This is a genomic window from Chryseobacterium sp. UF-81 (genome assembly GCF_058245105.1).
This window is the reverse complement of the sequence record NZ_JBSIBX010000010.1, coordinates 158,115-182,578: the sequence shown is the minus strand read 5'-3', so window position 1 is coordinate 182,578 and position 24,464 is coordinate 158,115. Positions and strand designations below refer to the sequence as shown.

Annotated in this window: 23 protein-coding genes; 14 read left to right on the top strand and 9 right to left on the bottom strand. The window is 37.2% G+C overall.

Annotation, left to right across the window (positions count from 1 at the left end):
* Positions 1-87 precede the first annotated feature (87 nt).
* A complete protein-coding gene (locus AC4IFE_RS14835; protein ID WP_490757927.1) occupies positions 88-576 on the top strand; it encodes a DUF1905 domain-containing protein in 489 nt (162 codons plus the stop codon).
* A 68-nt stretch (positions 577-644) separates the two neighbouring features.
* On the opposite strand, the gene AC4IFE_RS14830 is transcribed toward AC4IFE_RS14835, so the two are convergent.
* Positions 645-1,208: a tetratricopeptide repeat protein gene (locus tag AC4IFE_RS14830; RefSeq protein ID WP_490757926.1), complete on the bottom strand. Its 564-nt coding sequence runs from the start codon at positions 1,206-1,208 to the stop codon at positions 645-647.
* A 196-nt stretch (positions 1,209-1,404) separates the two neighbouring features.
* Between AC4IFE_RS14830 and pepE the strand changes: the two genes are divergently transcribed.
* The 4 genes from pepE (at position 1,405) to blaIND (ending at position 5,737) form a co-directional block, all read left to right on the top strand.
* On the top strand, positions 1,405-2,097 hold the full coding sequence (gene pepE, locus AC4IFE_RS14825; RefSeq protein WP_490757925.1) for a dipeptidase PepE: 693 nt from the start codon (positions 1,405-1,407) through the stop codon (positions 2,095-2,097).
* A gap of 111 nt (positions 2,098-2,208) precedes the next feature.
* Entirely contained in the window at positions 2,209-3,579 is a 1,371-nt protein-coding gene (gene dacB / locus AC4IFE_RS14820) for a D-alanyl-D-alanine carboxypeptidase/D-alanyl-D-alanine endopeptidase (protein WP_490757924.1), read from the top strand.
* A gap of 7 nt (positions 3,580-3,586) precedes the next feature.
* A complete protein-coding gene (locus AC4IFE_RS14815; protein ID WP_490757923.1) occupies positions 3,587-4,738 on the top strand; it encodes a sensor histidine kinase in 1,152 nt (383 codons plus the stop codon).
* 267 nt (positions 4,739-5,005) lie between these two features.
* The gene (blaIND, locus tag AC4IFE_RS14810) at positions 5,006-5,737 is read left to right on the top strand and encodes an IND family subclass B1 metallo-beta-lactamase (protein ID WP_490757922.1); all 732 of its coding nucleotides are present in this window, start codon (positions 5,006-5,008) and stop codon (positions 5,735-5,737) included.
* 53 nt (positions 5,738-5,790) lie between these two features.
* Here blaIND and AC4IFE_RS14805 read toward each other — a convergent pair whose 3' ends face one another.
* From AC4IFE_RS14805 to AC4IFE_RS14770, 8 genes are all read right to left on the bottom strand, one after another.
* Positions 5,791-7,647, bottom strand: coding sequence for a M61 family metallopeptidase (locus AC4IFE_RS14805; protein WP_490757921.1), 1,857 nt, complete (start codon positions 7,645-7,647; stop codon positions 5,791-5,793).
* A gap of 183 nt (positions 7,648-7,830) precedes the next feature.
* Entirely contained in the window at positions 7,831-9,462 is a 1,632-nt protein-coding gene (locus AC4IFE_RS14800) for a M1 family metallopeptidase (RefSeq protein ID WP_490757920.1), read from the bottom strand.
* Between the two features lie 78 nt (positions 9,463-9,540).
* A complete protein-coding gene (locus AC4IFE_RS14795; protein ID WP_490757919.1) occupies positions 9,541-9,912 on the bottom strand; it encodes a hypothetical protein in 372 nt (123 codons plus the stop codon).
* A gap of 39 nt (positions 9,913-9,951) precedes the next feature.
* On the bottom strand, positions 9,952-10,704 hold the full coding sequence (locus AC4IFE_RS14790; RefSeq protein ID WP_490757918.1) for a class I SAM-dependent methyltransferase: 753 nt from the start codon (positions 10,702-10,704) through the stop codon (positions 9,952-9,954).
* Positions 10,668-11,432 (bottom strand): DUF2071 domain-containing protein, encoded by a 765-nt coding sequence (locus AC4IFE_RS14785; protein ID WP_490757917.1) that lies wholly within the window; start codon positions 11,430-11,432, stop codon positions 10,668-10,670. Before AC4IFE_RS14785 ends, AC4IFE_RS14790 begins: the two co-directional genes overlap by 37 nt.
* Complete coding sequence (locus tag AC4IFE_RS14780) at positions 11,425-11,811, bottom strand: DoxX-like family protein (RefSeq protein WP_490757916.1); 387 nt, start codon at positions 11,809-11,811, stop codon at positions 11,425-11,427. Before AC4IFE_RS14780 ends, AC4IFE_RS14785 begins: the two co-directional genes overlap by 8 nt.
* Positions 11,812-11,962: 151 nt before the next feature.
* Positions 11,963-12,787 carry a twin-arginine translocase subunit TatC gene (tatC, locus tag AC4IFE_RS14775; RefSeq protein WP_223559308.1) on the bottom strand — a complete coding sequence of 275 codons (825 nt, stop codon included), beginning with the start codon at positions 12,785-12,787 and terminating at the stop codon, positions 11,963-11,965.
* A 201-nt stretch (positions 12,788-12,988) separates the two neighbouring features.
* The gene (locus tag AC4IFE_RS14770; RefSeq protein WP_490757915.1) at positions 12,989-13,948 is read right to left on the bottom strand and encodes a KpsF/GutQ family sugar-phosphate isomerase; all 960 of its coding nucleotides are present in this window, start codon (positions 13,946-13,948) and stop codon (positions 12,989-12,991) included.
* A 158-nt stretch (positions 13,949-14,106) separates the two neighbouring features.
* Here AC4IFE_RS14770 and recQ point away from each other — a divergent pair, with 158 nt between their 5' ends.
* From recQ to AC4IFE_RS14725, 9 genes are all read left to right on the top strand, one after another.
* Positions 14,107-16,311: a DNA helicase RecQ gene (gene recQ, locus AC4IFE_RS14765; protein ID WP_490757914.1), complete on the top strand. Its 2,205-nt coding sequence runs from the start codon at positions 14,107-14,109 to the stop codon at positions 16,309-16,311.
* Between the two features lie 124 nt (positions 16,312-16,435).
* Complete coding sequence (locus tag AC4IFE_RS14760) at positions 16,436-17,518, top strand: glycosyltransferase (RefSeq protein ID WP_490757913.1); 1,083 nt, start codon at positions 16,436-16,438, stop codon at positions 17,516-17,518.
* 75 nt (positions 17,519-17,593) lie between these two features.
* Complete coding sequence (locus tag AC4IFE_RS14755; protein WP_490757912.1) at positions 17,594-17,941, top strand: hypothetical protein; 348 nt, start codon at positions 17,594-17,596, stop codon at positions 17,939-17,941.
* 46 nt (positions 17,942-17,987) lie between these two features.
* Complete coding sequence (locus tag AC4IFE_RS14750) at positions 17,988-18,386, top strand: cupin domain-containing protein (RefSeq protein ID WP_490757911.1); 399 nt, start codon at positions 17,988-17,990, stop codon at positions 18,384-18,386.
* Between the two features lie 128 nt (positions 18,387-18,514).
* Complete coding sequence (lpdA, locus tag AC4IFE_RS14745) at positions 18,515-19,918, top strand: dihydrolipoyl dehydrogenase (RefSeq protein ID WP_490757910.1); 1,404 nt, start codon at positions 18,515-18,517, stop codon at positions 19,916-19,918.
* A 302-nt stretch (positions 19,919-20,220) separates the two neighbouring features.
* Positions 20,221-21,045: a CvfB family protein gene (locus AC4IFE_RS14740; protein ID WP_490757909.1), complete on the top strand. Its 825-nt coding sequence runs from the start codon at positions 20,221-20,223 to the stop codon at positions 21,043-21,045.
* Positions 21,046-21,353: 308 nt separating this feature from the next.
* Positions 21,354-21,947 (top strand): TetR/AcrR family transcriptional regulator, encoded by a 594-nt coding sequence (locus AC4IFE_RS14735; RefSeq protein WP_490757908.1) that lies wholly within the window; start codon positions 21,354-21,356, stop codon positions 21,945-21,947.
* A gap of 96 nt (positions 21,948-22,043) precedes the next feature.
* Entirely contained in the window at positions 22,044-23,396 is a 1,353-nt protein-coding gene (locus AC4IFE_RS14730) for a TolC family protein (RefSeq protein ID WP_490757907.1), read from the top strand.
* 6 nt (positions 23,397-23,402) lie between these two features.
* A complete protein-coding gene (locus AC4IFE_RS14725) occupies positions 23,403-24,464 on the top strand; it encodes an efflux RND transporter periplasmic adaptor subunit (protein WP_490757906.1) in 1,062 nt (353 codons plus the stop codon).

Sequence of the window (24,464 nt, the reverse complement as noted above, 5' to 3'; positions counted from 1 at the left end):
GAATGTTTATAAACTGTAACCTGAATCTCACAACCTCGTATCACGTATCAGCAACTCATTTCATATAAAATATTATCTTTGTTAAACATGAAAAACTGCAGTTTTACAGCCGTACTGGAAATTATAGGTATCAATCCTTTTGTTTTTGTTCCTGAAGAGATCTTAACTGAAATTTTCAGGGCAGCAGGGAAGGATAAAAGCCCTGTTCCTGTGAAAGGAACCATAAACGGAAAAGAATTCAGGCAGAACCTGATGAAATATTTAGGGGAATGGAGACTGTATGTCAATCTTCTGATGCTTAAAAACTCTCCCAAAAGAATAGGGGAAACAATTGAAGTTACTATTGAATTTGATGATTCAGACCGGACAATTGCTATTCACCCCAAACTGGATGCTGCGATTAAAGGAAGTGCTGTAGCAACCCGTAACTTTGAAAACCTTATCCCATCCAGAAGAAACGAACTGATCCGGTATATCAACAATCTTAAAACAGATGCCGGTATCGAAAGGAATATTGAAAAAATTATCCGGCATCTCCATGGAGAAACGGATTTCTTCGGTAAAAAAATTGATTGAAATAAGCCGCTGGGAATTAAATTGGTAAAAATAAAATCCGGAAATATTTTCCGGATTTTATTTTTTTATTATGAATTTAGAACTTTGCTAAGTTTTAGAGCGTCCTGATTGGTAGGATCATACTCTATAGATTTAGCAATATGTTCTTTTGCTTTGTTAGGGTCAGTTTTCTGTTCTGTAAAGGCAAGATAAAAATAAGCATAAGCCAGGTTTTTCTTATTTTGCTCTACCTCCTCCGGTTTTACAGTGGCAATATACTTTTCATAAGCAATTTTGGCATTGGCATCATCTTTAGCAGACTGATAGGCGTAAGCCTGGCTGTAATAAGAAGGAGCCCAGTCAGGTAACAAGACAGATATTTTTTTCCATGTTTCAACTGCATTGGTCCAGTCTGAAGCCTCCTGATAAGCTGTTGCTAATTTTGAGAGTGCTTCCGTATCTTTTGGATTGGTTTCAATTTGTTTCTTAAGACCATCGATAGTGGAATTGCTTCCTGCCTGAGCTGTAGCAGCTGTATTCGATGTATTGTTTGCAGTGTCTGCTTTAGTCGTTTGTGCATTGACAAGACTTGCACTTCCTGCAATTATTAAACCTAAAAACAAATTTTTAATATTAATTTTAGCCATTTTCATAATCTTACATTTTTAAAATTCTATTGTCTAAAATTCAATAATAATTCCACAAAAAATTAAATTTTAGAGCCTTTAAGTTTTTTTAGAAAATATTAACGGATCAATGTTTTTTTTTAGCTTAATTTTTGATTCGTCAGGGATTGAGTTTATCTTTGTAACTCAACAATTTTTTTAATAATCAATATAATTTCCCTGTATGAATATCATATTAGCATCCACTTCCACACTTTTCGGAGGAGAGTATTTAGAATATTTAAGAGAAGAATTAGTTAAATTATATAAGGGTGTTGATGAAATCATTTTTGTTCCTTTTGCAAGACCCGGCGGAATTTCACATGAGGATTATACAGCAAAGGCACGTTCTTTCTTTGAAACCATCAACATTAAGGTGAAAGGTCTTCACGAATTTGACAATAAGACAGAAGCTTTAAATAATGCGCAGGGATATTTTACAGGTGGGGGAAATACATTCCTGCTGGTAAAAACACTGCATGAAGAAGGCCTGATGTCTGTTCTGAAGAAAAATGTTGAAAGTGGAAAAGCCTATCTGGGCTGCAGTGCCGGAAGTAATATCGGAGGTCAGAATATGAAAACCACGAATGACATGCCTATTGTTTATCCGCCAAGTTTCGACTGTATGGGTCTTGTTCCGTTCAATCTCAATCCGCATTACCTGGACCCGAATCCCGATTTAAAGCATAACGGAGAAACAAGAGAAACAAGAATCAGGGAATTCCTTACCCAGAATGATACGAAAGTAATCGGACTTCGTGAAGGAAACTGGATCAGAAGAACCGGAGATAAGATTACAGTAGAGGGCAGTGAAATGACAAGGATCTTTGAAAAAGGCAAAGAACCTTATGAAATAGAGGCGGGCACTATCCTTTAAGCCGTCAAAACTAGCTGTTATTTTTATTATATTTGATCAGGAATTGAATAATAGGTGCTTTGTGCAGTCTACGAAGCATGCCTATAAGTTTAGATTTATAAAAGCCTTGCAATGAAGAAAACACTTGCAGTTCTTATACTGTCGGTTCAGGTACTGTCTGCCCAGAATATTGCGCAGAAGCTGGATAAAGCCACGAAAGATCTTATGGATTCTTCGGGGGCTGTGTCATCCGGTTTATCATTTTATGTTACCGATGAAAACGGGACATTCATTTACGAATATCAGGGGAGTAAAGGCCTGTCAACAGCTTCTACACAGAAAATTTTCACTGCCGGTGCAGCGCTTGAGACGTTGGGAAAAAATTACACCTATAAAACAACAGCCGGCTATTCCGGAAATGTATCTGAAGGAATTCTTAACGGGGATTTTATGATCAGTTCCAATGGTGATCCTACTTTGGGAAGCTGGCGGTATGATGCCTACAAACCTGAAAACTTTAAAAAGAAGCTCATTGATGCCCTTAAAACCTCAGGAATTGTAAAGATCTCCGGTAATCTGGTGATTGATGATTCTTATTTTGACCATCAGACGATTCCGGGCGGATGGCCCTGGGATGACCTCGGCAACTATTACGGAGCCGGAGTTTGGGGAATCAACTGGAGAGAAAACCAGTTTGACATCAACATTAACGGGACAGAGTTTAAAGGCTTTTCTTATCCACTGGAAAATGTAAAATGGCTGAACGATCTGAAGGCCGGCGGCAGTTCTGATCAGAGCCTTATTTTTACGGCGCCACATTCTGATGTAGCATTAATTAACGGCACACTGCCAGCAGGAAAAACAGTTACGGTGTCCGGTGCTCTTCCCAATCCGCCGCTGCAGCTGGGAACGGAAGTACAGCAATGGCTTAAAGAGTCAGGGATTGAGCTTTCAGGAAAAGTAACCACCAGTTCAGAGCTAGAACTGGAAGGAAAAGCAGTACCGGTAGCTCCAAAGAATGTAATTCTCACTTATGCATCTCCAACTTTGGATAAAATAGTCTATTGGTTTCTCCGGAAAAGTGTCAATCTTTATGGGGAGGCCCTGATTAAAACTTTAGGAAAAGAAAAGAACGGGAATTCCAGTTTTAAGAATGGAGTTGCTTATTTAAAAGAATTCTGGAAATCTAAAGGGATCAATCCGAATATGATCAATTTTGCCGATGGAAGCGGACTTTCGCCGCAAAATTATGTTGCCGCCAAAGCTGAAGTTCAGGCTTTGCTGTATGCCAGGAAACAGACCTGGTTTGATGCTTATTATGACGGTTTCCCGATCCAGGATAATGGAATGAAGATGAAAAGCGGAACAATGAGGGATACCAAATCTTTTGCAGGATATCATACAGCCAAAGACGGAAAAAAATATGTATTTTCAATCATTATTAATAACTATCAGGGAAGCGGAAATACAGAACTGCAGAAAATTCTGAATGTCTTAAAATAAAAACAGCTTGAGGAAATCCATACTTACCAGACTGAATAACTGGATTATATTTTTACTGATGACTTTGGTAGTTGTCACTATTGTGGTTGCCTCAACAATTCTTATTAATTTTCTCAGAAAAGAGGAAATCAAGCGTGTAGATATCCTGGTAAGTGCGCTGAAATTTCAGCAGGAAGTAACTCCCAGCCTGGAAGTTCAGGAACTGATTCTCAAAATATACAGTTCTAATAACACGATTCCAATGATTGTGCTGGATAGGGATGACCGGCCTATGGTTCATAAAAATATTCCGCAGGAAATAGAGAATGACCCGGTCCAGATCACCCTTCTGGCAAAAAAAATGGCAAAAAGCTATCCGCCTATTGAAATAAAAATCCCTGACGGAAATAATCAGTTTGTTTATTATGATAACTCACGTTTGCTTAATGATTTAAGATATTCCCCTTTTATATTGGGCTTTTTTATTTTGTGCTATTTTCTGTTTTCATTCTGGTTCCTCCGAACAATTAAGAAAACGGATGAAGGTTATCTCTGGGCCGGATTGGCCAAAGAAACTGCCCATCAGATCGGAACCCCTTTATCATCCATGATCGGGTGGATGGAAATTATGAAACTGGATAATCCGGAGTCTGAAGGCGTATATGAGATTGAAAAAGATATTGAAAGACTGAGGACCATTTCCGAGCGTTTTTCTAAAATAGGATCCGTTCCTGAACTGAACGACATGAATTTTAATGAGACCATTGTGGAGAATTATAATTACCTCAAAACAAGGATCTCAAAAAAAATAGATTTCAGCCTGCATCTTCCAACGTATACTATTCTTGTTCCCCACAATAAGATCCTGATGAGCTGGGTAATCGAAAATCTGGTGAAAAATGCAGTAGATGCAATGAAAGGAGAAGGCACACTGGAGATGTACGTTTTTGAAAGAAACAAAAATATCCTGATCGAGGTTAAAGATTCCGGAAGCGGAATGACAAAACAACAGGCAAGAAATGCTTTTAAACCAGGTTATTCAACTAAAAAAAGAGGTTGGGGACTGGGACTTTCACTGGCAAAAAGGGTTATTCACGAATATCATAAAGGTGACATTAAAATTTCCCAAACCGAAGTAGGAAAGGGAACCACATTCAGAATAACAATCAGGAAGTCTTAAAATATTCCACTGTTGGCATACTTCAGCTCACCATCAGTTTTTATGATGAATTCCATTGAGCCTTTGTTTAAAACTTTACTGTCAATATATCAATTTACTTCTGGAGTATAATATCCATCTTTGCACCTTTTTTAGTATTAAAAAAAGTTAAATCGTTTCTGTTGTGAATTAATTATACAAATTATAAATACCTTTGTTTCTCTTAAAACACAAAATATTCCAATATTCTGTACGATTAATCTAATCAATTAAATACTATAAAAAATTATGAAGAAAGGTGTTAAGGCTTTTGCAGTGTTGTTTTTATTCCTGAGCAATTTTTTTTATGCACAGGTGCGCGATTTCGTTATTGAACCGCCTCTTAGCTCAAAACTTTATCTGTATAAGACATTCGGAGTTTTTGGAGGTAAAGAATATTCAACCAATGCACTTTACCTGATAACCAAAAAAGGAGTTGTTCTTTTTGATGTTCCCTGGCAGAAAACCCAGTATCAAAGCCTTATGGATACTATAAAGAAGAGACATAATTTACCGGTAATTGCTGTATTTGCGACACATTCACATGCTGACAGAGCCGGAGATCTGAGCTTTTACAATAATAAAGGCATCAAAACTTATGCTACTGCCAAAACCAACGAATTATTAAAAAAAGAGGGTAAAGCAACTTCAAATAATTTAATAAAAGTCGGAAAGAAATATAAAATAGGAGGAGAAGAATTTGTTGTGGATTTCCTGGGTGAAGGCCACACGGCAGATAATGTAGTGGTTTGGTTTCCAAAATATAATGTTCTGGATGGAGGCTGCCTGATAAAAAGCAGTGCTGCAACAGATCTTGGCTACACTGGAGAAGCCAATGTACAGCAATGGCCACAGACGATGAAAAATCTGCAGGCTAAATATCCTTCCAGTGCAAAGGTGATTCCCGGTCACGATGAATGGAAAGGCAACGACCATGTGAAGCATACGCTGGAACTGTTGGAAAAGCAAGGCGTTAAATAATAAAAAGCGGAGAAACTTTCTCCGCTTTTTTATACCATTAATTTTTTACGGTATTATTTCTTTCCGGTCAGCCACTGAGTTTGCAGCTTCAGTTCTGCCGGGGTTGGGTTGGATTTATACTGTAGATTTTCAATCGTCATTTTGTCTAAAATAGCTTTTCCTTTCAGGTCTATTTTATCCATTTTATCACCGTTTTTTCTGAGAATAGTAACGGTAACATTTTGTCCTTCCTTAATTGTTTTGGTATAACCTATAAACTCCTGCACCTTCTGAATATCAATTGTTTTTCCATCCAGGGCAACAATTTCGTCAGTGATCTTAAATCCTATACTCTTTGCAAAAGGAGATAATGCGGAGCTTTCATCAAAGACAAACGTGTTGTTTTTATCATTATAACCTGTTTGATTTGGATCTTTGATGAACCAGAAAAGGGGAGGTGTATCCTGCTTTTTGGCTTCTACGCCTACCATATTCAGATATTCGGCATAAGGTGTAGGCTGGTTTCCTGCGATATATTTATTGTAGAAATCCTTTACCTGCGGATAACCGGTTACTGTTACCAATTCATCAATCAGCTTATCATCTTTGAAAGGTTTGTTTTCCCCGAATCTCTGGGACAGCTTTCTGATCATATCACGATAGCCCATCTCTCCGTTAGACAGTTTTCTCAGTTCAATATCAAGACACATAGTAAGCAATGTTCCTTTTTCATAAACATTTCTGTACTGATCTTTGTATTCATCTTTCAGAACATTTTTACTCATGACCGTAAACGGCATCGTATCATTATAATTCTTTGAATTGGTGATCTTCTCATTGATCCTATGAAGGAATTCGTCCTTATTGATCAGGCCTTCCTGAATCTGGAAAAGATTGGCGAAATATTCTGTTCCGCCTTCATACATCCATAAGTGCTGAGACATCTTAGGATCTGCATAATCGAAATAATGGATCTCTTCAGAATGCGTTTTCAAAGGATTCACAGTATGGAAAAACTCATGCGAAACCACATCGGTAATTGTTTTATCGATCGCCTCTTTAGGCATCATTTCAGGAAGCACAACACTGGTTGATTCGTGATGCTCCAATGCTCCGAAACCTTTAATCTGCGGTCCGTCGCCTCCCGAAAGATAAAGCATGATTGCATATTTTTTATTGGTATTCATATCACCCAGGAATTTCTTCTGAGCCAGTACCATTTTTTCGAGATTGTCTTTAAAGTCTGCGGCCTTGTATTTTCCGGTAGGAGAATAAACGCCCAGCACCAGATCCATTCCTCCTGCATTGAAGGTAATATAATCCGGCTTGGTATACATCAGCGGAGAATCTGTTACTTTAGCATAATTGGCCAGTGTAAAGGTATCCGTAGCGTCAGACTTATCCTGATCTACCAGCGCTGTTGTTCCATAGAAGCCCGCAGGTTTCTGAACGATCAGCTGATACGGAACATCCTGCATATTGTCGATATACCCAATGAAGCCATGGGTATTGATCATGTATATTTTGCCTTCCTCAATATCAGTTCCTGAAGGAGAAAACACAGCCTTATGCTTAGAATTATCCATTTCATCATCAAAGCTGTCATTCACCAGATAGGTTACCTTGCTCAGATCTTTAGCGTTTTTTAATGAGTATGTATTGTCATTAACTTTTGTGTAGGTTAATTCTCTTCCTTTATTATCATAAAATTTGATCCCTTCCACAAATCTGCCGTAATCATCTACAGAATAAGTACCGGGAACGGTTTTTGGGAAATGGAACTTGATATCTCCGGATTTCATTTTCGGAAACTCCATGGTAACGGCTACCTTGTCGTCTTTTACATTCACAAGATCAATCGTTGTTTTTATAGATTGGGCATTGGCCAAAAAAGCGGCGAAAAGACCCAGACTGATTGCTGTTTTTCTCATTAGGTTTAAATCTTTATAGTTAAATAGTAGTTTATTTGATCATTTTGTTACGGCGTTCGGTATTAAACTTTTCTTAAAATTCTAAAGAACCTTACTGATTTTGGGGAATTGAAGAAAGCTTCATAGCTGAAATAAAAAAAGGCAAACCCGTACTGTAACGATTTTGCCTTTTGATTTTTTTATTTACTGAACCTGTTGATAATTGATATAATAGTTCTTGTTAAATTCTACCGGTATAGCTTTTTTAAGTTTTACTGTCTGCCAGTTTTCGGTAGGATTGATGGTCTGGTCACCGTTAATAATGATGGGAAGCTTAAGACCCTTAACCCCATCTGTGTACCGGAACTTTAAGGAATCTCCGTTTTGGGAATACTCAAGATTAGGAATTTTTATTGTTCTTAAATACTGGTTGAAGATACTTGAAAAATCAATACCAGCTTTTGAAGATATATAATTTTCGATCTGTTGTGTGGTAACCGTCTGATGGTAGAAATCTTTATTTAATCCTCTCAGGATCTGTCTGAACTTTTCATCGTTATTGATAATCTGTCTGATTGTATGGATCATATTACCGCCCTTTTGATACATATCAGAACTTCCTTCTTCTCTTACTCCATATTGCCCGATAATAGGGATATTATTCTTGATTCCTTTTCTGGTTCCCTGAACATAGGTCTCTGCAGATTTCTTATCCATATACTTTTCAGTAAAAAGAGTTTCGGAATAATTGGTAAAACTTTCATGTATCCACATATCTGCCTGATCTTTTGCTGTAATATTATTGGCAAACCATTCATGCCCGCTTTCATGAATAATAATGAAATCAAAATTTAAACCGACTCCGGTTCCTGAAGTGTCCCGTCCCAGATAGCCGTTCTGATATTTGTTTCCGTAAGCAACACTACTTTGGTGCTCCATTCCTAAGTGAGGAGATTCTACCAGTTTGTATGAGTCTTCATAGAACGGATATGGTCCGAACCAGTACTCAAATGCAGAGAGCATCGGTTTTACCTGCTGAAACTGCTTTTTTGCTTTTTCAAGGTTGTAGTCCATTACCCAGTAATCCAGGTCAAGCTTTCCTTTCTCTCCATTAAATGTATCTTTAAAATTAACATACTTGCCAATATTCGGAATAATAGAATAAGCATTAATCGGATTCTTTACTTCCCAGGTATAAGTTGTTTTGCTGCCCTCTGTTTTTTTGCCGGTCAGTCTTCCGTTTCCTACACCTACAAGGTCATTAGGGGTAATGATTTTCATAACAATACCGTTGTCTGGCTCATCACTCCAGATATCTTTTGTCGGAAGCCATATGGAGGCTCCGATTCCTTCATCGGCAGCGCTCATCCACGGATTTCCTTTTTCGTCTTTAGTAAAAATCCAGCCTCCGTCCCAGGGCGCATTTTTTGCAATCAAGGGGTTTCCGGAATAGGTTACATTAATGCTGTATTTTTCCCCCTTTTTGAATTTCTTTTTGGCTGTGATGAAAATAAAATCACCATCCTGCTTATAGTTGGCAATTGGGAAATTACCTTCCACTTTATCTGCCTTCATCGGCTTCTGCAAATCGATCTGGAAAACAGGGTTGGTAATATCTTTGGTGATCTCAAAACTGATTTTGTTATATCCCTTAATACTTTTCTGTGCAAAATCCGGTTCTACGGAAAGGTCATATTTTTTGACATCCCAAAAATTCCTGAACTGGGTATCAGAACCTTTCAGTGTATCCTGCTTTGTGAAAACTTTATCTTTTTCAAAGAACTGCCCGAAAACAAGTCCCGAAGCAAATAAAAGTGTATAGGTCAGCTTTTTCATTTAGAATCAAATTAAATTCTATCAAAAATAGAAAAATTAATGACAGTAATTCAGATTTTAAAAACAAAATAATTTATTCTAGTCTTTGAAATAGATCATCCAAAACAAAACACTTATGTATATCCAAAGTAAGGTAAAAATAATATGGATAATGGTTTCAAAAGCTTTTCCTTTCCATAATTCTTTGGAATATCCGAAAAACTGAATCAATAATCGGATGGTCCAGAAGACAGCTAATCCAACAGATATCTTTTTACCCAGGCCGGTTTCCGTTAATTCATGTGGAGAAGTAATACAGAGTAGACCTACGAGAAATACCGTTAAGGCAATAAACAGGGTATGAATCCACATCATTTGCCGGTTCATCAGGCTCAGTGGCTGGAGTTCTTTTTTCCAGTTAAAATATTTAGGGAAAATAAGATGTACGAATGCTAAAACAATAAGAAGCATTCCGGTTATTTGCAAATGAAGTTCCATAGTATTAAATGACTAAGGGGTACAGATAAAAATTGACATGAAAGGAGTGAATTTTACTTCTTTGAATGAGGCAAAACCAGCAGTGCTAAAAGCATTTTTCCATACAGCTTTTGAGAAAAAATGGGTAAAACCCACTGAAAAAGCCAAAAAATTGGGAAAATCCCTCAGGTGTTCTACCATAATTATTTTTCCATCGGTTTTGCATAAGCGGCGACACTCTTTCAGGAACAGGATTTTTTCCTCTTTTGATCTTATTTCGTGTACAGCAGAAAGCAGAAAAATAATGTCAGCCGACTGATCAGGCAAAGTAATAGAATTTGACTGTATCTGTTGAGTGTCCGGATAAACCATACTCACTTTGCGGGCTCTTACTATAGCCGGCTCTGTATGCCGTTTGGCATCATAAAAATCAAACACTTTTAAATCCGCCTGTGGAAAGTTTTCTTTAATGATATAGCTCGTTTCATCAAAGCCGGCATTGATATTTACAATCTGTTGTACTTTAGATTCATCAATAAAACAGTCTTTCAGCCATTGAAAATTATAATATCCCGAAAAATCATAAACATAGGCTGATACGATTAATGGCATGATCAATCCGTAAAGAAATGCAGCGATGATGATCCAATACAGAAGATCTGACCATTCAAATATTTGGTGGCTGATGGTGATTAAAGCTAAAATCCCAATTCCTATGATATAAAAATGGCGGTTAAAGCTTAAAATATTTAAAACACCCTGAAATTTTCTTCTTGTTGTTTCCATGGTTCAATTTTTCCTTTTTTCCAGTAGTATGGAATGTTTTTAATGATAAAAGCATTGGCTAAAACAGGGTTTTCCAGTTTCAGCGTATCTAAAAATCCGAAATTATAATCAAGAATCTGTACCGGTGAAGGAGTCCAGTTTTGTCGTACTCCTTCTATAATAAGAACTTCCTGAGTTTCTTTATTGTAGGTGAAGGTAAAAGGTAACGGCCCTGCAAACCTTCTTGCTTCCTTCCAGTCTGCAAAGGGAGAATCTGCAGGTAAGAGAATATTTCCCTCTGTTTTGCCGATACTGACTTTAAACTTTGATTTAACAGACTGTATCTCTTTCATGTTTTCTTTTTCCGTTTGTTGAATGTCTGTGGTTGAATAATTATAATGCGTGAATAAATTCCCCATGAATTCCATCTTCTTTTTATCCGTTTCGGACTTAAGAATATACAATCCACGTAATCTTTTTCCGCTATTGCTCCTGTATTTTACAAATACCCGGTAGCCGATCAGGAAAAAATCATTTCCCATAAACTTTGGAAATCCTTTCGGGCGTAAGTCTTTTGTCTGAACCATCGCTGCTGCTACAAAAGCCCATTGATCCCTGAAGGTGTCAAGCTCCAGGCACTCCGGAATAAGATGCTGCAATTGTTCTTTAGGAACTGCAAAGGTCAGAACAAGAGAGCTTTCGAAAAAAGCTTCAACCGCAAACGGGTGGTTTTTTAAAAAGTCAAACATGATGATTCAGTTTTTTTGGATTCAGGTAAAACTCATTGCAATAAATAAGTACAATAAAGAGAAAAGCAAATAATGAATTGTATTTTCCCCAAAGCAACAGGTCCGGAGCTAATATAAATTCCAGCATATTCATAGCTGCAATGATTACGATTTGTGCAATGGCATTGAATCTGGAATTAATTCCCGTTAAAAGCCATATAGCCATCAGAATTTCTGAACATCCGATCAGTAGGGTTAATATTCTCGAATAACTATCGCCTAAAATTCTTGCAACAATCTCTTCATGACGCGGTACTAAGTTCAATACTTTACAGAAAAGCCCATTGATAATCCAGACTGCGGCAATACCGTAATTTAATATGTTATAAATGCTTTTCATGGGATTAATAATTTACACTGTTTAAATTTTAATCAAAGATAGAAATATTTTTGAACTTTCAGTAATTATTGAAAATAAAAAATGTAAAAAAACAACTCTTTACATTAAAAGAGTTGTTTAATAGTATTTGATAGTTTTAATTTAATCTGTGCTATTGAACGGTTGGAAGGTTTCCAGCATTCTTCTGTACTTTTTTATAAGTAAAAGAACACATGATGATACTGAATTCATACAGAATAAGAAGAGGAAAAGCAGCCATCAGCATGCTTAAAACATCTGCCGGTGTAATAATCGCAGCAACGACCATGATAAGAACAATAGCATGGCGGCGATAGGTCTTCATAAACATCGGGGTCAGAATTCCTATGCTGGTAAGGAAATAGATAAGAATAGGGAAGAGGAAAATAACTCCCATACCTAAAATTACCTGTAAAAATAGGGTGGTATAATCACTTAAATCATACAGCGGAATGATAATGTCAGAGATCTTAAAAATAACCCCGAAATTCACGGCGAACGGAAGGATTAGGAAATAACCGCACAAAACACCTGTCATAAACAGGATCCATACCGCATTGATAATAAAAATAGAATTCTTTCTTTCCTTAGGATGAAGAGCCGGTCCTATGAACCTCCATAATTCCCATACGATATAAGGGAAAGCACCTACCAGACCGCCGAAAACAGAAACAGCCATCATCACATTGAACTGCTGATAAAGGCGCTGTACACGAACCGGAAAATCCTTCGGAAGGTGAATACTGTCTTCCCCTAAAAGCATTCTTGAGAAATGGTTGACTACCCTGAAAGTTGGAAAATCATTTCGGGTCGGACCGAAAAAGATATGGTCCATGATCCAGTTGATATTGAATCCTACAGCCACAGCAACAATTATAATAGCAATAATTGAGCGGACAAGGTGGCCCCTTAATTCTCCAATATGTCCCAAAAAGGACATTTCTTTTTTTTCGTCCATATACTAAGTCTCTCTAAAATAGCAAACCCGTAAAAGATAAGCCGTTTAAGTTTGCGAAATTATGAAATAATAATCAGTATTTAGAATTATTGAATGTGATTTTGCTTAAGTTTATAGGGAAATTCTTTTATGTCTGGTTTTCAGAAAAAAGCAGATACCATATACTAATTATTGTGGTCAATAAAATAATTTTAAACAGAATCAATTGATCCCTTCATCAAGCAATGTATGAAGATCAATGATCCCGAAATATTTCCCGTTTTCTGTAACGATAAGCTGACCGATATTATTTTCTTTCAGGATTTTCATAGCTTCCTTGGCCAGGGTATCTCTTTCAATGGTTTTAGGGTTGGCTGACATGATGTCTTTTGCCTGAATTTTAGTGATATCATCCCCTTTCATAAGCATTCTTCTCAAATCCCCGTCAGTGATCACACCAATGATTTTCTCGTCCCGTGTTACCACTGTAATCCCGTGGCTTGATGCACTGATTGAGATAATAACATCTCTTACCGGTGCATTTTCCTCAACCTGCGGCTTCTGAGGAGATAAGAACTGATCTACTTTTGACACCAGATTCTTTCCTAAGCTTCCTCCCGGATGGAATTTAGCAAAATCATTCTCCCTGAAATCATTTAGCTCCATCAAAGCAACCGCCATAGCATCTCCAAGTGCCATCTGGATTGTCGTGGAACTTGTGGGTGCCAGTTTATTGGGGCATGCTTCTACATCTACATGAGTATCCAGAACAATTTCGGAAAATTCGGCGAGTTTACTGTTTTTATTGCCCGTCATCCCGATCAGGGCAGAAGAATAATCTCTTAAATAAGGAACAAGATTAGCTATTTCAGGTGAATTCCCGGAATTTGAGATGCATAAAACCACATCCTGCTTCTGGATTACGCCAAGATCTCCGTGGATGGCTTCAGAAGCGTGAAGGAACTGCGATGGTGTACCGGTAGAATTTAAAGTAGCAACAATTTTATTGCCTACATGGGCAGATTTCCCGATTCCTACAACAATTAATTTCCCTTTTGCCGAATGAATAATCTCCACTGCGCTGGCAAAATCTTCACCTATCCTGTTCTTTAATTTTTCAAGTTCTGAAATTTCTATCTCTAAAGTGCTCTTTGCAATTGAAATAAGGTCGGCTCTTTCCATTTTAAAATTTTAATGTATACAAAAAATCCATTGAAAAACGTTATATTTAAAAAAGAATATTTAATATAAGTTTTATTTTTTATAAATTCGTTCGCTTTTATTTTAAGCAGAATTTTTATAACTTTGGATTGGATGCAAATTTAGCAATAGAAAATTAGATGAACGCAAAAAAAGCCAATTTATCAGGCGAATTGAAAAAGTATTTCGGGTTTTCTACATTTAAAGGCCAGCAGGAACAAATTATAGAAAACCTACTTAGTGGGAAGGATATATTTGTTTTAATGCCGACAGGAGGAGGTAAATCATTATGTTACCAGCTTCCGGCACTTATTTCAGAAGGTACGGCAATAGTAGTATCGCCCTTAATAGCGTTAATGAAGAATCAGGTAGATGCGGTAAACGGCCTTTCTTCTGATGACGGGGTAGCGCACGTTTTAAATTCATCATTAAATAAGACACAGACCAAACAGGTTTTTGACGACATCAGAGGCGGTAAAACCAAACTTTTATATGTAGCTCCGGAATCGTTGATCAAAGACGATTATCTGGATTTCCTTAAAGAAGTTAAGATTTCCTTTGTAGCTATTGATGAAGCGCACTGTATTTCAGAATGGGGACATGATTTCCGGCCGGAATACCGGAACCTGAAATCAATTATAGACAGGATTGCCGAAGTTCCGGTGATCGCTTTGACAGCGACTGCAACTCCAAAAGTTCAGGATGACATCCAGAAAACTTTAGGAATGAGCGATGCGTTAGTTTTTAAAGAAAGTTTCAACCGTCCGAACCTCTATTACGAAGTGCGTCCGAAAGTCAATGTAGACAAGGAGATCGTACGATTTATCAATCAGCATAAAGGGAAATCGGGGATTGTGTACTGTTTAAGCAGAAGAAAAGTGGAAGAATTTGCCCAGCTGCTGCAGGTAAACGGGATTAATGCGCTTCCATACCATGCCGGCCTTGACCAGAAAGTAAGGGTAGCCAATCAGGATAAATTTCTCATGGAAGAAGTAGATGTTATTGTTGCTACCATAGCCTTCGGAATGGGGATCGACAAGCCGGATGTACGTTTTGTAATCCACTACGACTTTCCTAAATCCCTGGAAAGCTATTATCAGGAAACAGGAAGAGCAGGACGGGACGGTGGCGAAGGTCATTGCCTTGCATTTTATGATCCTAAGGATATTGAGAAACTGGAAAAATTCCTTGCACAGAAACCAGTATCCGAAAGAGAAATCGGATTACAGCTTTTAAATGAGGTGGTGGGCTATGCTGAAACCTCAATGAGCAGAAGACAGTATATTCTTTATTATTTCGGTGAAAACTTTGACCCGGTAAAAGGAGATGGAGCCAATATGTGTGACAACTCTTCTAACCCTCCAAAATTAAAAGAAGCAACACCGGATCTGAAAAAGGTTTTGACACTTATTAAAGATACCGGAGAAAAATTCAAGTCCAAAGATCTGATCTCGGTAATTGTCGGAAAAGAAAATGCAGTTACAAAATCATATAAATTAGAGCAGACTTCTCATTTCGGTTTCGGAAAAGAGGAAAAGGACAACTACTGGAAAACCATTTTGAGACAGGCAACGGTTCAGGGTTTTCTGCAGAAAGATATTGAAACGTATGGCGTTTTAAAAATGGCTGATAAAGCAAGAAACTTCTTAGAAAAACAGTCTAAAAAGCCATTCTTAATTGCTGAAGACAGGGAATTTGATCTTTCCCAGACCAAAGCAGAGAGCGAACAGGTACAAATGCAGGCCAGTACAGGTCTGGACCAGAACCTCTTTGGGCAGTTAAAAGATCTGAGAAAAAAAGTGGCCAAAAAACATGGAATTCCACCTTACACGGTTTTCATGGATCCAAGTCTGGAGGATATGACCGTTCAGTATCCAATAACGGTAGACGAAATCACAAAAATTTACGGAGTCGGGGAAGGAAAAGCTAAGAAATATGGTAAAGAATTCGCAGATTTTATCAATAAATATGTAGAAGACAATAATATCGAACGTACTCAGGATATGGTACTGAAACAGGTGGCCAACAAATCCAGCCACAAAGTTTTCATTATCCAGAGTACCGATAAAAAAATTGATCTGGAAGATATTGCAAGGGCTAAGAACCTTTCCATGAACGAGCTTTTAAAAGAAATGGAAAGTATTGTTTATCAGGGAACAAAGCTGAATATCGACTATTATATTGAAGATAATTTTGATGAAGATATTGTAGATGGCTTCATGGAATTCATGACCGAATCTGAAAGTGACAGCATGAAAGTGCTTCTCGATGAATTCGGGGATGAACTGTCTGATGAAGAAGTGAGAATGCTGAGGATAAAATTCATCAGCGATGTAGCGAATTAAGAAATCCAATATATTTAATATCTAAGCTCTTCTTTGGAAGGGCTTTTTTTAAGATTTAACTTTATTGAAATGTTCCGAATATCAATATTTGAAACTTAATAAAACTTTTTAGTAACTTTAACTGATGAAAAAAATATCTGTCATATTTATTCTGCCGGATCTGGAAACCGGTGGTGCAGAAAGAATTGTTACCACCATAGCCAATCATCTTTCAAGAGACCGGTTTGAACCCAAAATCCTTTTGCTTCGCAAACAGGGCGGATATCTTAATTTTCTGAAAAAAGATGTTGAAATCATTGATATCAATACTGAAAGAATCAGGCATTCTCTAAAGCCTATTTTAGGCGAGATTTACCGTAGAAAACCGGATATTGTGTTTTCGGGTTTTGGTGAAGTAAATGCTTATCTGGCTTTATTCATTAAGCTTTTTCCAAGAACGAAATTCATTGCCAGGGAAACGAATGTGGTAACACAGCATGTAACGCGAAAAGAAATCAAATTTTTCTATAATTTTTACAATAACTATCAGAAAATCATTGCTCAGAGCGATGACATGATGCATGACCTTGTTGATAATTTCAACATTAAAAAGAAGAAAATTGTTAAAATAAACAACCCTGTCGATTTTGATTTTATCAATGCAAAACTGGGAACTTCTGCCAAACCCGAATGCTTTAAATACAATTATAAAAACGTTGTGGCCATAGGAAACCTGTCGGCCAGAAAAGGTTTTGACAATCTGCTGAAAGTATTTTCAAGGCTTAAAAATGAAAATATTATGCTTCATATCCTGGGTGACGGTAAAGATAAAGATGTGCTGCTTCAGATGAAGGATTTTCTGGGACTGAAAAATGTTATTTTCCATGGCAGACAGGATAATCCTTACCAGTTTTTAAAATATGCAGATCTTTTTGTCCTCTCTTCGCGATATGAAGGCTTTCCGAACGTTCTTTTGGAAGCAGGAGCCTGCGGAACCTATTCTTTGGCCAATAACTGTCCGGGAGGGATCAATGAAATCATCCAGCACCAGGTAAACGGCGAAGTTTCTAATATTGAAAATTATGAAGATTTTTCCCAAAAAATTATGAAAGTTTTACAGGGAAATTATAACCGTGATGGAATAAAAAATTCGATAAGATCAAGATTTTCGAAGGATATTATTCTGAACAAATATGAGAAGGTTTTGTTGGATCTGATGAAGCAATAATTTCTGAATTTGCGTTATGGATTCATTTTTTTTACATTTGACCTTCATTATTTTATTTAAAATCAATATTCATCAATGAATAAAATTCCAAAAATTGGATGTGCTTGTGAAAAGCCGAATTCAAACTATACTGAATACAGAAGTTCTGAATTAGGAATAGACCATACTAACGGAAGATATGCAGAGGTAACGATTCAACAGTGCAAACTTTGTCAAAGAATATGGATCCGTTATTTTGTTGAATTTGAACATTATTCTAAATCAGGAAGATGGTACAAAGGAATCGTTTCGAAAAAAGATCGCTCACAAATAACCCCTGAAAATGCGGTTGACTATTTAGAAAATCTTGAATGGTATGTATATGGAGGTTCATTTTTTGAAAGTACCGGAACTTTTGGCCAGGGAAAACTGAATGTAGATTGATTCATAAGCCACGAAAGACTTAGCATATAATTTAAGTATAAATAAAATGGGAAATTTCATAAAGCCATTTATCATCGTTATTTTGATACTGAATTCTGCTGTAATGATGGCTCAGCAGAAGACAATCTCCAGAAAAGAATTATTAAAAACGGCTATTGGTCAGAGCGTTAAATCGGCAGAAATTCAGGAAATAACAATGGCTGCAGGACAAGGAGCTCCTGAACATCTGCACCCGTGTCCCGTTTTAGGAGTAATAAAATCCGGGGAAGCCGTTTTCCAGATAGAAGGTCAGCAGAAAGTTATACTTCATGAAGGAGATGCTTTCTATGAGCCTAAAAATGTAAAAATCCTTCATTTTGATAATGCATCCGCAGAAAAGCCACTCATTTTTACAGCAATCTATCTGAAAAAGGGGAATGAAGAAAATATAAAATTATTAAAATAACAGTTCCGCAATCAAACCATCTGAATTATCAATCTCAAAATTGACAAAACTCACTTTGGTGCTTGGTAATTTATATGTAAATTTGTGAGAATTAAGAAAGATAATAATAAACAAATTCATATAATAACATGAGTCAATTCGATGTTACCGTAATCGGTTCTGGTCCTGGAGGTTATGTAACTGCAATCCGTGCAGCACAGTTAGGTTTCAAAACAGCAATTATTGAAAAATATTCAACTTTAGGCGGAACTTGTCTTAACGTTGGATGTATTCCGTCAAAAGCGCTTTTAGACAGCTCTGAGCATTTCGAAAACGCGAAGCACAACTTCGCAGGCCACGGAATCATTATCAATGAGCCACAGGCTGATATCGCAAGAATGATCGAGCGTAAGAACGAAGTGGTAAAGCAGAATACAGATGGAATCAACTACCTGATGAGCAAAAACAAAATCACTGTTTTTGAAGGATTGGGAAGCTTCGAATCTGCTACTCAGATCAAAGTAACGAAAAACGACGGTTCTTCTGAAACCATCGAATCCAAATATATCATTATCGCAACCGGTTCCAAACCGTCTTCATTACCTTTCATTTCTTTAGATAAAGAAAGGGTGATCACTTCTACAGAAGCTTTAAACCTTAAAGAAATTCCTAAGCACCTGGTAGTAATCGGTGGAGGAGTAATCGGTCTTGAATTAGGTTCTGTATACTTAAGATTGGGAGCTCAGGTAACTGTTGTTGAGTTCATGGATAAGATCATTCCTGGAATGGATGGAGCTTTAAGCAAGGAACTGACTAAAGTTCTTAAGAAGCAGGGAATGAAATTTATGCTTTCTACGGCTGTTTCTGCTGTTGAAAGAAACGGAGATACTGTAAAAATCACTGCTAAAGATAAAAAAGGAGAGGAAGTAACTGTAGAAGGAGATTACTGTTTGGTATCTGTAGGAAGAAAACCTTATACAGACGGTCTTGCTCTTGAAAAAGCAGGGGTAGAACTTGATGAGAGAGGAAGAGTAAAAACAAATGATCATTTGCAGACCAATGTTGCGAATATCTATGCGATCGGTGATGTAATCAAAGGTGCAATGCTTGCTCACAAAGCTGAAGAAGAAGGAGTTTTGGTGGCTGAAATACTGGCAGGCCAGAAACCTCATATCAACTACAACCTGATTCCTGGTGTTGTATACACCTGGCCTGAAGTTGCCGGAGTTGGTAAAACGGAAGAACAGCTGAAAGAAGAAGGAGTAGCTTACAAAGTAGGTTCTTTCCCAATGAGAGCGCTAGGTAGAAGCCGTGCAAGTGGTGATATCGACGGTCTTGTCAAGATTATTGCAGACGAAAAAACTGACGAAGTTTTAGGAATGCACATCATCGGGGCCAGAGCTGCCGACCTTATCGCAGAAGGTGTAATTGCTATGGAGTTCCGTGCAAGTGCCGAAGACATCGCAAGAAGTTCTCATGCCCACCCAACCTATGCTGAAGCTATTAAAGAAGCGGCATTGGATGCAACAGGGAAGAGACCTATCCATATGTAATTTTGATTGAAAGATTTAAAATTCAAATATTTAAAGATTAAAGAGAAGCATTTTGCTTCTCTTTTTTTGTGAACTGAAATGATTAATTGGTCTCTATGATTTTCTATTTTGAACTATTTTAAAGCACAGGCAAGCTTAATTTTTGGGTAAAAAAGCCTTTTAAAAAACTCCCGGAGCTGCAAAATTTAAAGAGATCCGGACTCATTTCAATATACCTTAATTGGAGAATATAAAAACAGGAAAAAGGATGCATAGTTTAAAATCTTCAATTTTGCGTACCTTTGTGGCTAATTTTATATTCAATGCAACTCGGAAAAACCCAGACTTTAAAAATTTCAGAAAAAAACTATTCAGGATGGATCCTGGCGGACGAATCAGGCGAAAAAGCTTTCTTGCCTAAGGTTTTCACCAGTGATGAAAAAGAAATTGGTGATGATGTTGAAGTTTTTGTCTATCAGGACGACGGTAAATTAAAGGCAACCACTGAAATTCCATTGGCTGAAGTAGGTGAATATGCCGTAATGAGCTGCGTGCAGAGTCTTCCGAGCGGAGCCTTTATGGATTGGGGAATCATAAAAGATCTTTTTATCCCCTATAAACAGCAGAAATCCAAAATTATTGAAGGAAAAAGATACCTGGTGTATTTATATGTGGATGAAGACCTTGATTTGATTACAGGAACAACAAAATTCAAAAGAAATCCACAGTATGAGGATCTTCCTTTCCAGAAAGGAGATAAAGTAGACCTTTTGATGATGAATGAAAGTGAGCTGGGATGGAATGTGGTGATCAATAAAAAATACATCGGGCTTGTTTATGCATCAGACGTATTCAAAAAGTTGTATCCTTTATCAGAAGAAGGCGGTTACATCAAAGCTATCCGTGAAGACGGTAAAATTGATGTTTCCCTACAGCCGGAAGGTTTCGAGAATATAGATGAGTTCAAACAGAAGATTATCAACAAGCTGGAGGAAAACTATGGACTTCTCTATCTGTCGGACAAATCTTCTCCTGAAGAGATCAAAGATGAGCTTCAGATGAGCAAAAAAAACTTTAAAAAAGCACTCGGCGGACTTTATAAAGATAAGGTCGTCGATATTTCAGAAGATAAAATAAAATTATTGTAAAATAAAAAACGGGCAGAATTTTCTGCCCGTTTTTGTTTTAATAACTGTCCTCTTTTCTTATCAGAGGCCATGCTCTATAGTTCTTGCATCCGTAATTTAACTGTTTCCACAGAGAAGTCTATTCTATTACTTTGCTTAAAATATCCTTATTAATATTTCTCCGAATGATCTAAATTCAGTTTTTTATTGATGCATCTCTGTTTTTTAAAACATGATGTAAATCATGACAAATTTGTTTAATTATTTTGTTTAACAATTTTGTCAAAAATAAAATTTGATTTAAATTTGCACAAAATTGTTTAACAATAATGTCAAATCAAGCAAAAAAAGACCAAACACAGGAATTAATAAAAGAGACAGCGAAGAATTTATTCTTTGTGAAAGGGAAGTTTGACGCTACGACCCAAGAGATCGCAGATGCAGCAGGAGTGAACAGAACACTGATCAATTATTATTTCCGCTCAAGGGATAATCTGATTCAGATCATTTTTGATGAAGCTCAACGGGTGGAACAGGAAAAATCTAAGATCATCCAGAATGCAGATCTGCCTTTTAAGGTAAAGATCAGCAAGTTTATAGAAGGAAGTCTTTCTACAAGCCTTCAGTACCCATATTTGGAAACCTATATCGTTTCACAGATCAATAAGGGGAACTGCCATCAGAGAGAAATAGAAGAAGATGTATTGGATACTCTTTATAAAGACATCGAAAAAGAAATGGAACTGGGGAATATTGAAAAAATGGCCCCTGTACAATTTATTCTGAATATGGTCTCGTTACTCGTGTTTCCAAGTGCCATAAGACCTTTATTTATGGAGAATCTGATGATCAGTGATGAAGAATATGACAAAATTATTTCCGAAAGAAAAGAGATCATCATTAACATGCTTTTCAAAAATTAAAAAAATGTTAAAGTATTTTAAGAAATGAATCGTCCTTTAGAAATAAAAACATTGTCAGGAAAAATTACATTAAAAAAATAAACGAAGTATAAAATTATGAAAAGAAAACGTATAACTGCTAATAAGCTAAAAATTGGGATAGCTGCAGCATTTATGATTTTCGGCTTTTCATCCGTATCTGCCCAGCAGCAGGTTTCTTTACAGGAAGCCATCAAACAGGCACTGCAAAATAAAGCAGAAGCTAAAAAAGCAGCATTACAGATCAAAAAAGCTGAATATAAAATTGATGAGGCCAGAGCTGGAGCTTTACCGCAGATAAGTGCTACTGCAGGTTTAACTTACAATCCGATTATTCAGGAATCTTTGCTTGAATTTGGCGGAGAGAGAATCAGGGCGCAGTTGGGACAGCCATGGAGCTCCACAGCTTCTGTACAGCTTCAGCAGGCATTATTTGATCAAAGGGTTTTTACCGGCCTTAAAGCAGCAAAATCTACAAGAGAATTCTATGTTTTAAATGCTCAGTTAACGAATGAACAAATTATTGAAAATGTAGCAACAGCTTATTATCAGGTTTTTGTTCAGGAAGAGAATCTTAAAACGGTTGAAGCCAGCTATGCCAATACGGAAAAAACGAGAAATGTAATCAAGAGCCTGGTTGATAACGGTTTGGCAAAAGCCATCGATTTAGACCGTACCAACGTACAGCTTACCAATATCGGTTCCAATAAGCAGCAGTTGATCAATTCCGTTGAACTTTCAAAAAATGCTTTGAAGTTTTATATGGGAATTCCTATTTCTACAGATATCGAGCTTGAAGAGAAAACAATCGAGCCAAGACCTGAACTGATAGCGAGCAACGTAAACCTGGACGACCGTACGGAAATCAAAGTTTTAAATAAAAACAGAGAACTTTTGCAGTTTAACAAAAAAGCTACGGAAGCTTATTTATACCCGACAGTGAATCTTGTTGCCAATTACGGCTGGGGAGGACAAGGTAGAAAATTCCCTCTTACCAATGGGATTAACAACGGAGTTCTTTGGAGTGATTATTCAGCGATTGGTTTGAATGTGAACATTCCTATTTTCACAGGGGGAGCTACCAAAGCTAAAATCAATCAGGCAGAAATTGATATCCAGGATTTAGATTTGGATATCCAAAATACTCAGCTGAGCCTAAGTTTAGATTATAAAAATGCAATTACCAATATGGAAAATGCATTAATCAATATCGAGAGTATGAAAGATAATGTAGGATTGGCAGAAAGAGTTCAGAAAAATACTCAGGCCAACTATCAGTATGGTCTGGCAACGCTTACAGAGGTTTTAGATGCTGAAAATGCTCTTACCCAGGCGAAACAGAACTATGCAAATGCTTTATTGGATTACAAACAGGCGGAAATAAAATTAATCAAGGCTAAAGGAGAATTAAACACACTACAAAACCCGTAATAAACTATGAAAAAAACCTTAATATATATCATCGTTGCAGCTGTACTTATAGGTTTAGGTGCATATAAAATCGCTGATAATAAGAAAAAACAGGAAACAGAAGTAAAAGAAGTTGCTAAACAGGTGGATAAAATCAACGTAAATGTTGTCACTGTAGCAAGAGAAAATATCGACACAGATTATACTGCCAACGGAACTTTCATTCCAAAGCAGGAAATGAATCAGTCTTCTGAAATTGCCGGACGTATTGTAAGCGTTCTGGTAAAAGAAGGATCAAGAGTTTCTGCAGGACAGACTCTGGCCGTGATCAAAAAAGACGCGATCGAAGTGGATGTTTCTCAGGCTCAGAATAATTTGCAAAATGCGATTATTGATAACCAGCGTTACGAAAATGCCTTCAAAACCGGAGGGGTTACCAAACAGCAGGTTGATAACTCAAGACTGCAGCTGAAAAATGCCCAGGCAGCCGTAAGAGCACAGGGGGTAAGAGTAAATGATACCAGCATCCGTGCAGGGATCAGCGGAACGATCAACAAAAAGATGGTAGAACCAGGAACAGTGGTTTCCGTAGGGACTTCCATGTTTGAAATCGTTAACATCAACAGTCTTAAACTTTCTGTATTGGTAGACGAAAGCCAGGTTGGAAGAATCCAGTTGGGCCAGGAGGTTCCAATCAATGTAAATGTTTTACCTGGAGAATCTTTCAGCGGAAGAATTACCTTCATTGCTCCTAAAAGTGATGCTTCTTTAAATTTCCCTGTTGAAATTGAAGTTCAGAACAGAGGAAACCTGAAAGCGGGTATGTATGCAACAGCTTTGTTCAAAACCAATCATGGTGCTGAAACTCAGAATATGCTGACCGTTCCTGCACAAGCTTTTGTAAACGGAGTAAGTTCAGGACAATTATTTATCGTAAGCAATGGAACGGCTAAACTGATCAAAGTACAAACCGGAAAAGTATACGGTGACAAAGTTCAGATCTTAAGCGGGCTGAATGGTGGCGAACAGGTAGTTACCAGCGGACAAATCAACCTTGATAACGGTTCAAAAATCAATATCGTAAAGTAA

What these genes read in the sequence shown, in the direction of transcription:
- dacB (WP_490757924.1), top strand. Translation starts at nt 2,209, where the DNA reads ATGAAGAAAACACTTGCAGTTCTTATACTGTCGGTTCAGGTACTGTCT.
- AC4IFE_RS14830 (WP_490757926.1), bottom strand. Translation starts at nt 1,208, where the DNA reads ATGAAAATGGCTAAAATTAATATTAAAAATTTGTTTTTAGGTTTAATA.
- AC4IFE_RS14805 (WP_490757921.1), bottom strand. Translation starts at nt 7,647, where the DNA reads ATGAGAAAAACAGCAATCAGTCTGGGTCTTTTCGCCGCTTTTTTGGCC.
- AC4IFE_RS14725 (WP_490757906.1), top strand. Translation starts at nt 23,403, where the DNA reads ATGAAAAAAACCTTAATATATATCATCGTTGCAGCTGTACTTATAGGT.
- AC4IFE_RS14790 (WP_490757918.1), bottom strand. Translation starts at nt 10,704, where the DNA reads ATGGAAACAACAAGAAGAAAATTTCAGGGTGTTTTAAATATTTTAAGC.
- AC4IFE_RS14750 (WP_490757911.1), top strand. Translation starts at nt 17,988, where the DNA reads ATGGGAAATTTCATAAAGCCATTTATCATCGTTATTTTGATACTGAAT.
- AC4IFE_RS14770 (WP_490757915.1), bottom strand. Translation starts at nt 13,948, where the DNA reads ATGGAAAGAGCCGACCTTATTTCAATTGCAAAGAGCACTTTAGAGATA.
- AC4IFE_RS14740 (WP_490757909.1), top strand. Translation starts at nt 20,221, where the DNA reads ATGCAACTCGGAAAAACCCAGACTTTAAAAATTTCAGAAAAAAACTAT.
- AC4IFE_RS14730 (WP_490757907.1), top strand. Translation starts at nt 22,044, where the DNA reads ATGAAAAGAAAACGTATAACTGCTAATAAGCTAAAAATTGGGATAGCT.
- AC4IFE_RS14755 (WP_490757912.1), top strand. Translation starts at nt 17,594, where the DNA reads ATGAATAAAATTCCAAAAATTGGATGTGCTTGTGAAAAGCCGAATTCA.
- AC4IFE_RS14835 (WP_490757927.1), top strand. Translation starts at nt 88, where the DNA reads ATGAAAAACTGCAGTTTTACAGCCGTACTGGAAATTATAGGTATCAAT.
- blaIND (WP_490757922.1), top strand. Translation starts at nt 5,006, where the DNA reads ATGAAGAAAGGTGTTAAGGCTTTTGCAGTGTTGTTTTTATTCCTGAGC.
- lpdA (WP_490757910.1), top strand. Translation starts at nt 18,515, where the DNA reads ATGAGTCAATTCGATGTTACCGTAATCGGTTCTGGTCCTGGAGGTTAT.
- pepE (WP_490757925.1), top strand. Translation starts at nt 1,405, where the DNA reads ATGAATATCATATTAGCATCCACTTCCACACTTTTCGGAGGAGAGTAT.
- recQ (WP_490757914.1), top strand. Translation starts at nt 14,107, where the DNA reads ATGAACGCAAAAAAAGCCAATTTATCAGGCGAATTGAAAAAGTATTTC.
- AC4IFE_RS14795 (WP_490757919.1), bottom strand. Translation starts at nt 9,912, where the DNA reads ATGCTTCTTATTGTTTTAGCATTCGTACATCTTATTTTCCCTAAATAT.
- AC4IFE_RS14785 (WP_490757917.1), bottom strand. Translation starts at nt 11,432, where the DNA reads ATGTTTGACTTTTTAAAAAACCACCCGTTTGCGGTTGAAGCTTTTTTC.
- AC4IFE_RS14800 (WP_490757920.1), bottom strand. Translation starts at nt 9,462, where the DNA reads ATGAAAAAGCTGACCTATACACTTTTATTTGCTTCGGGACTTGTTTTC.
- AC4IFE_RS14780 (WP_490757916.1), bottom strand. Translation starts at nt 11,811, where the DNA reads ATGAAAAGCATTTATAACATATTAAATTACGGTATTGCCGCAGTCTGG.
- AC4IFE_RS14735 (WP_490757908.1), top strand. Translation starts at nt 21,354, where the DNA reads ATGTCAAATCAAGCAAAAAAAGACCAAACACAGGAATTAATAAAAGAG.
- tatC (WP_223559308.1), bottom strand. Translation starts at nt 12,787, where the DNA reads ATGGACGAAAAAAAAGAAATGTCCTTTTTGGGACATATTGGAGAATTA.
- AC4IFE_RS14760 (WP_490757913.1), top strand. Translation starts at nt 16,436, where the DNA reads ATGAAAAAAATATCTGTCATATTTATTCTGCCGGATCTGGAAACCGGT.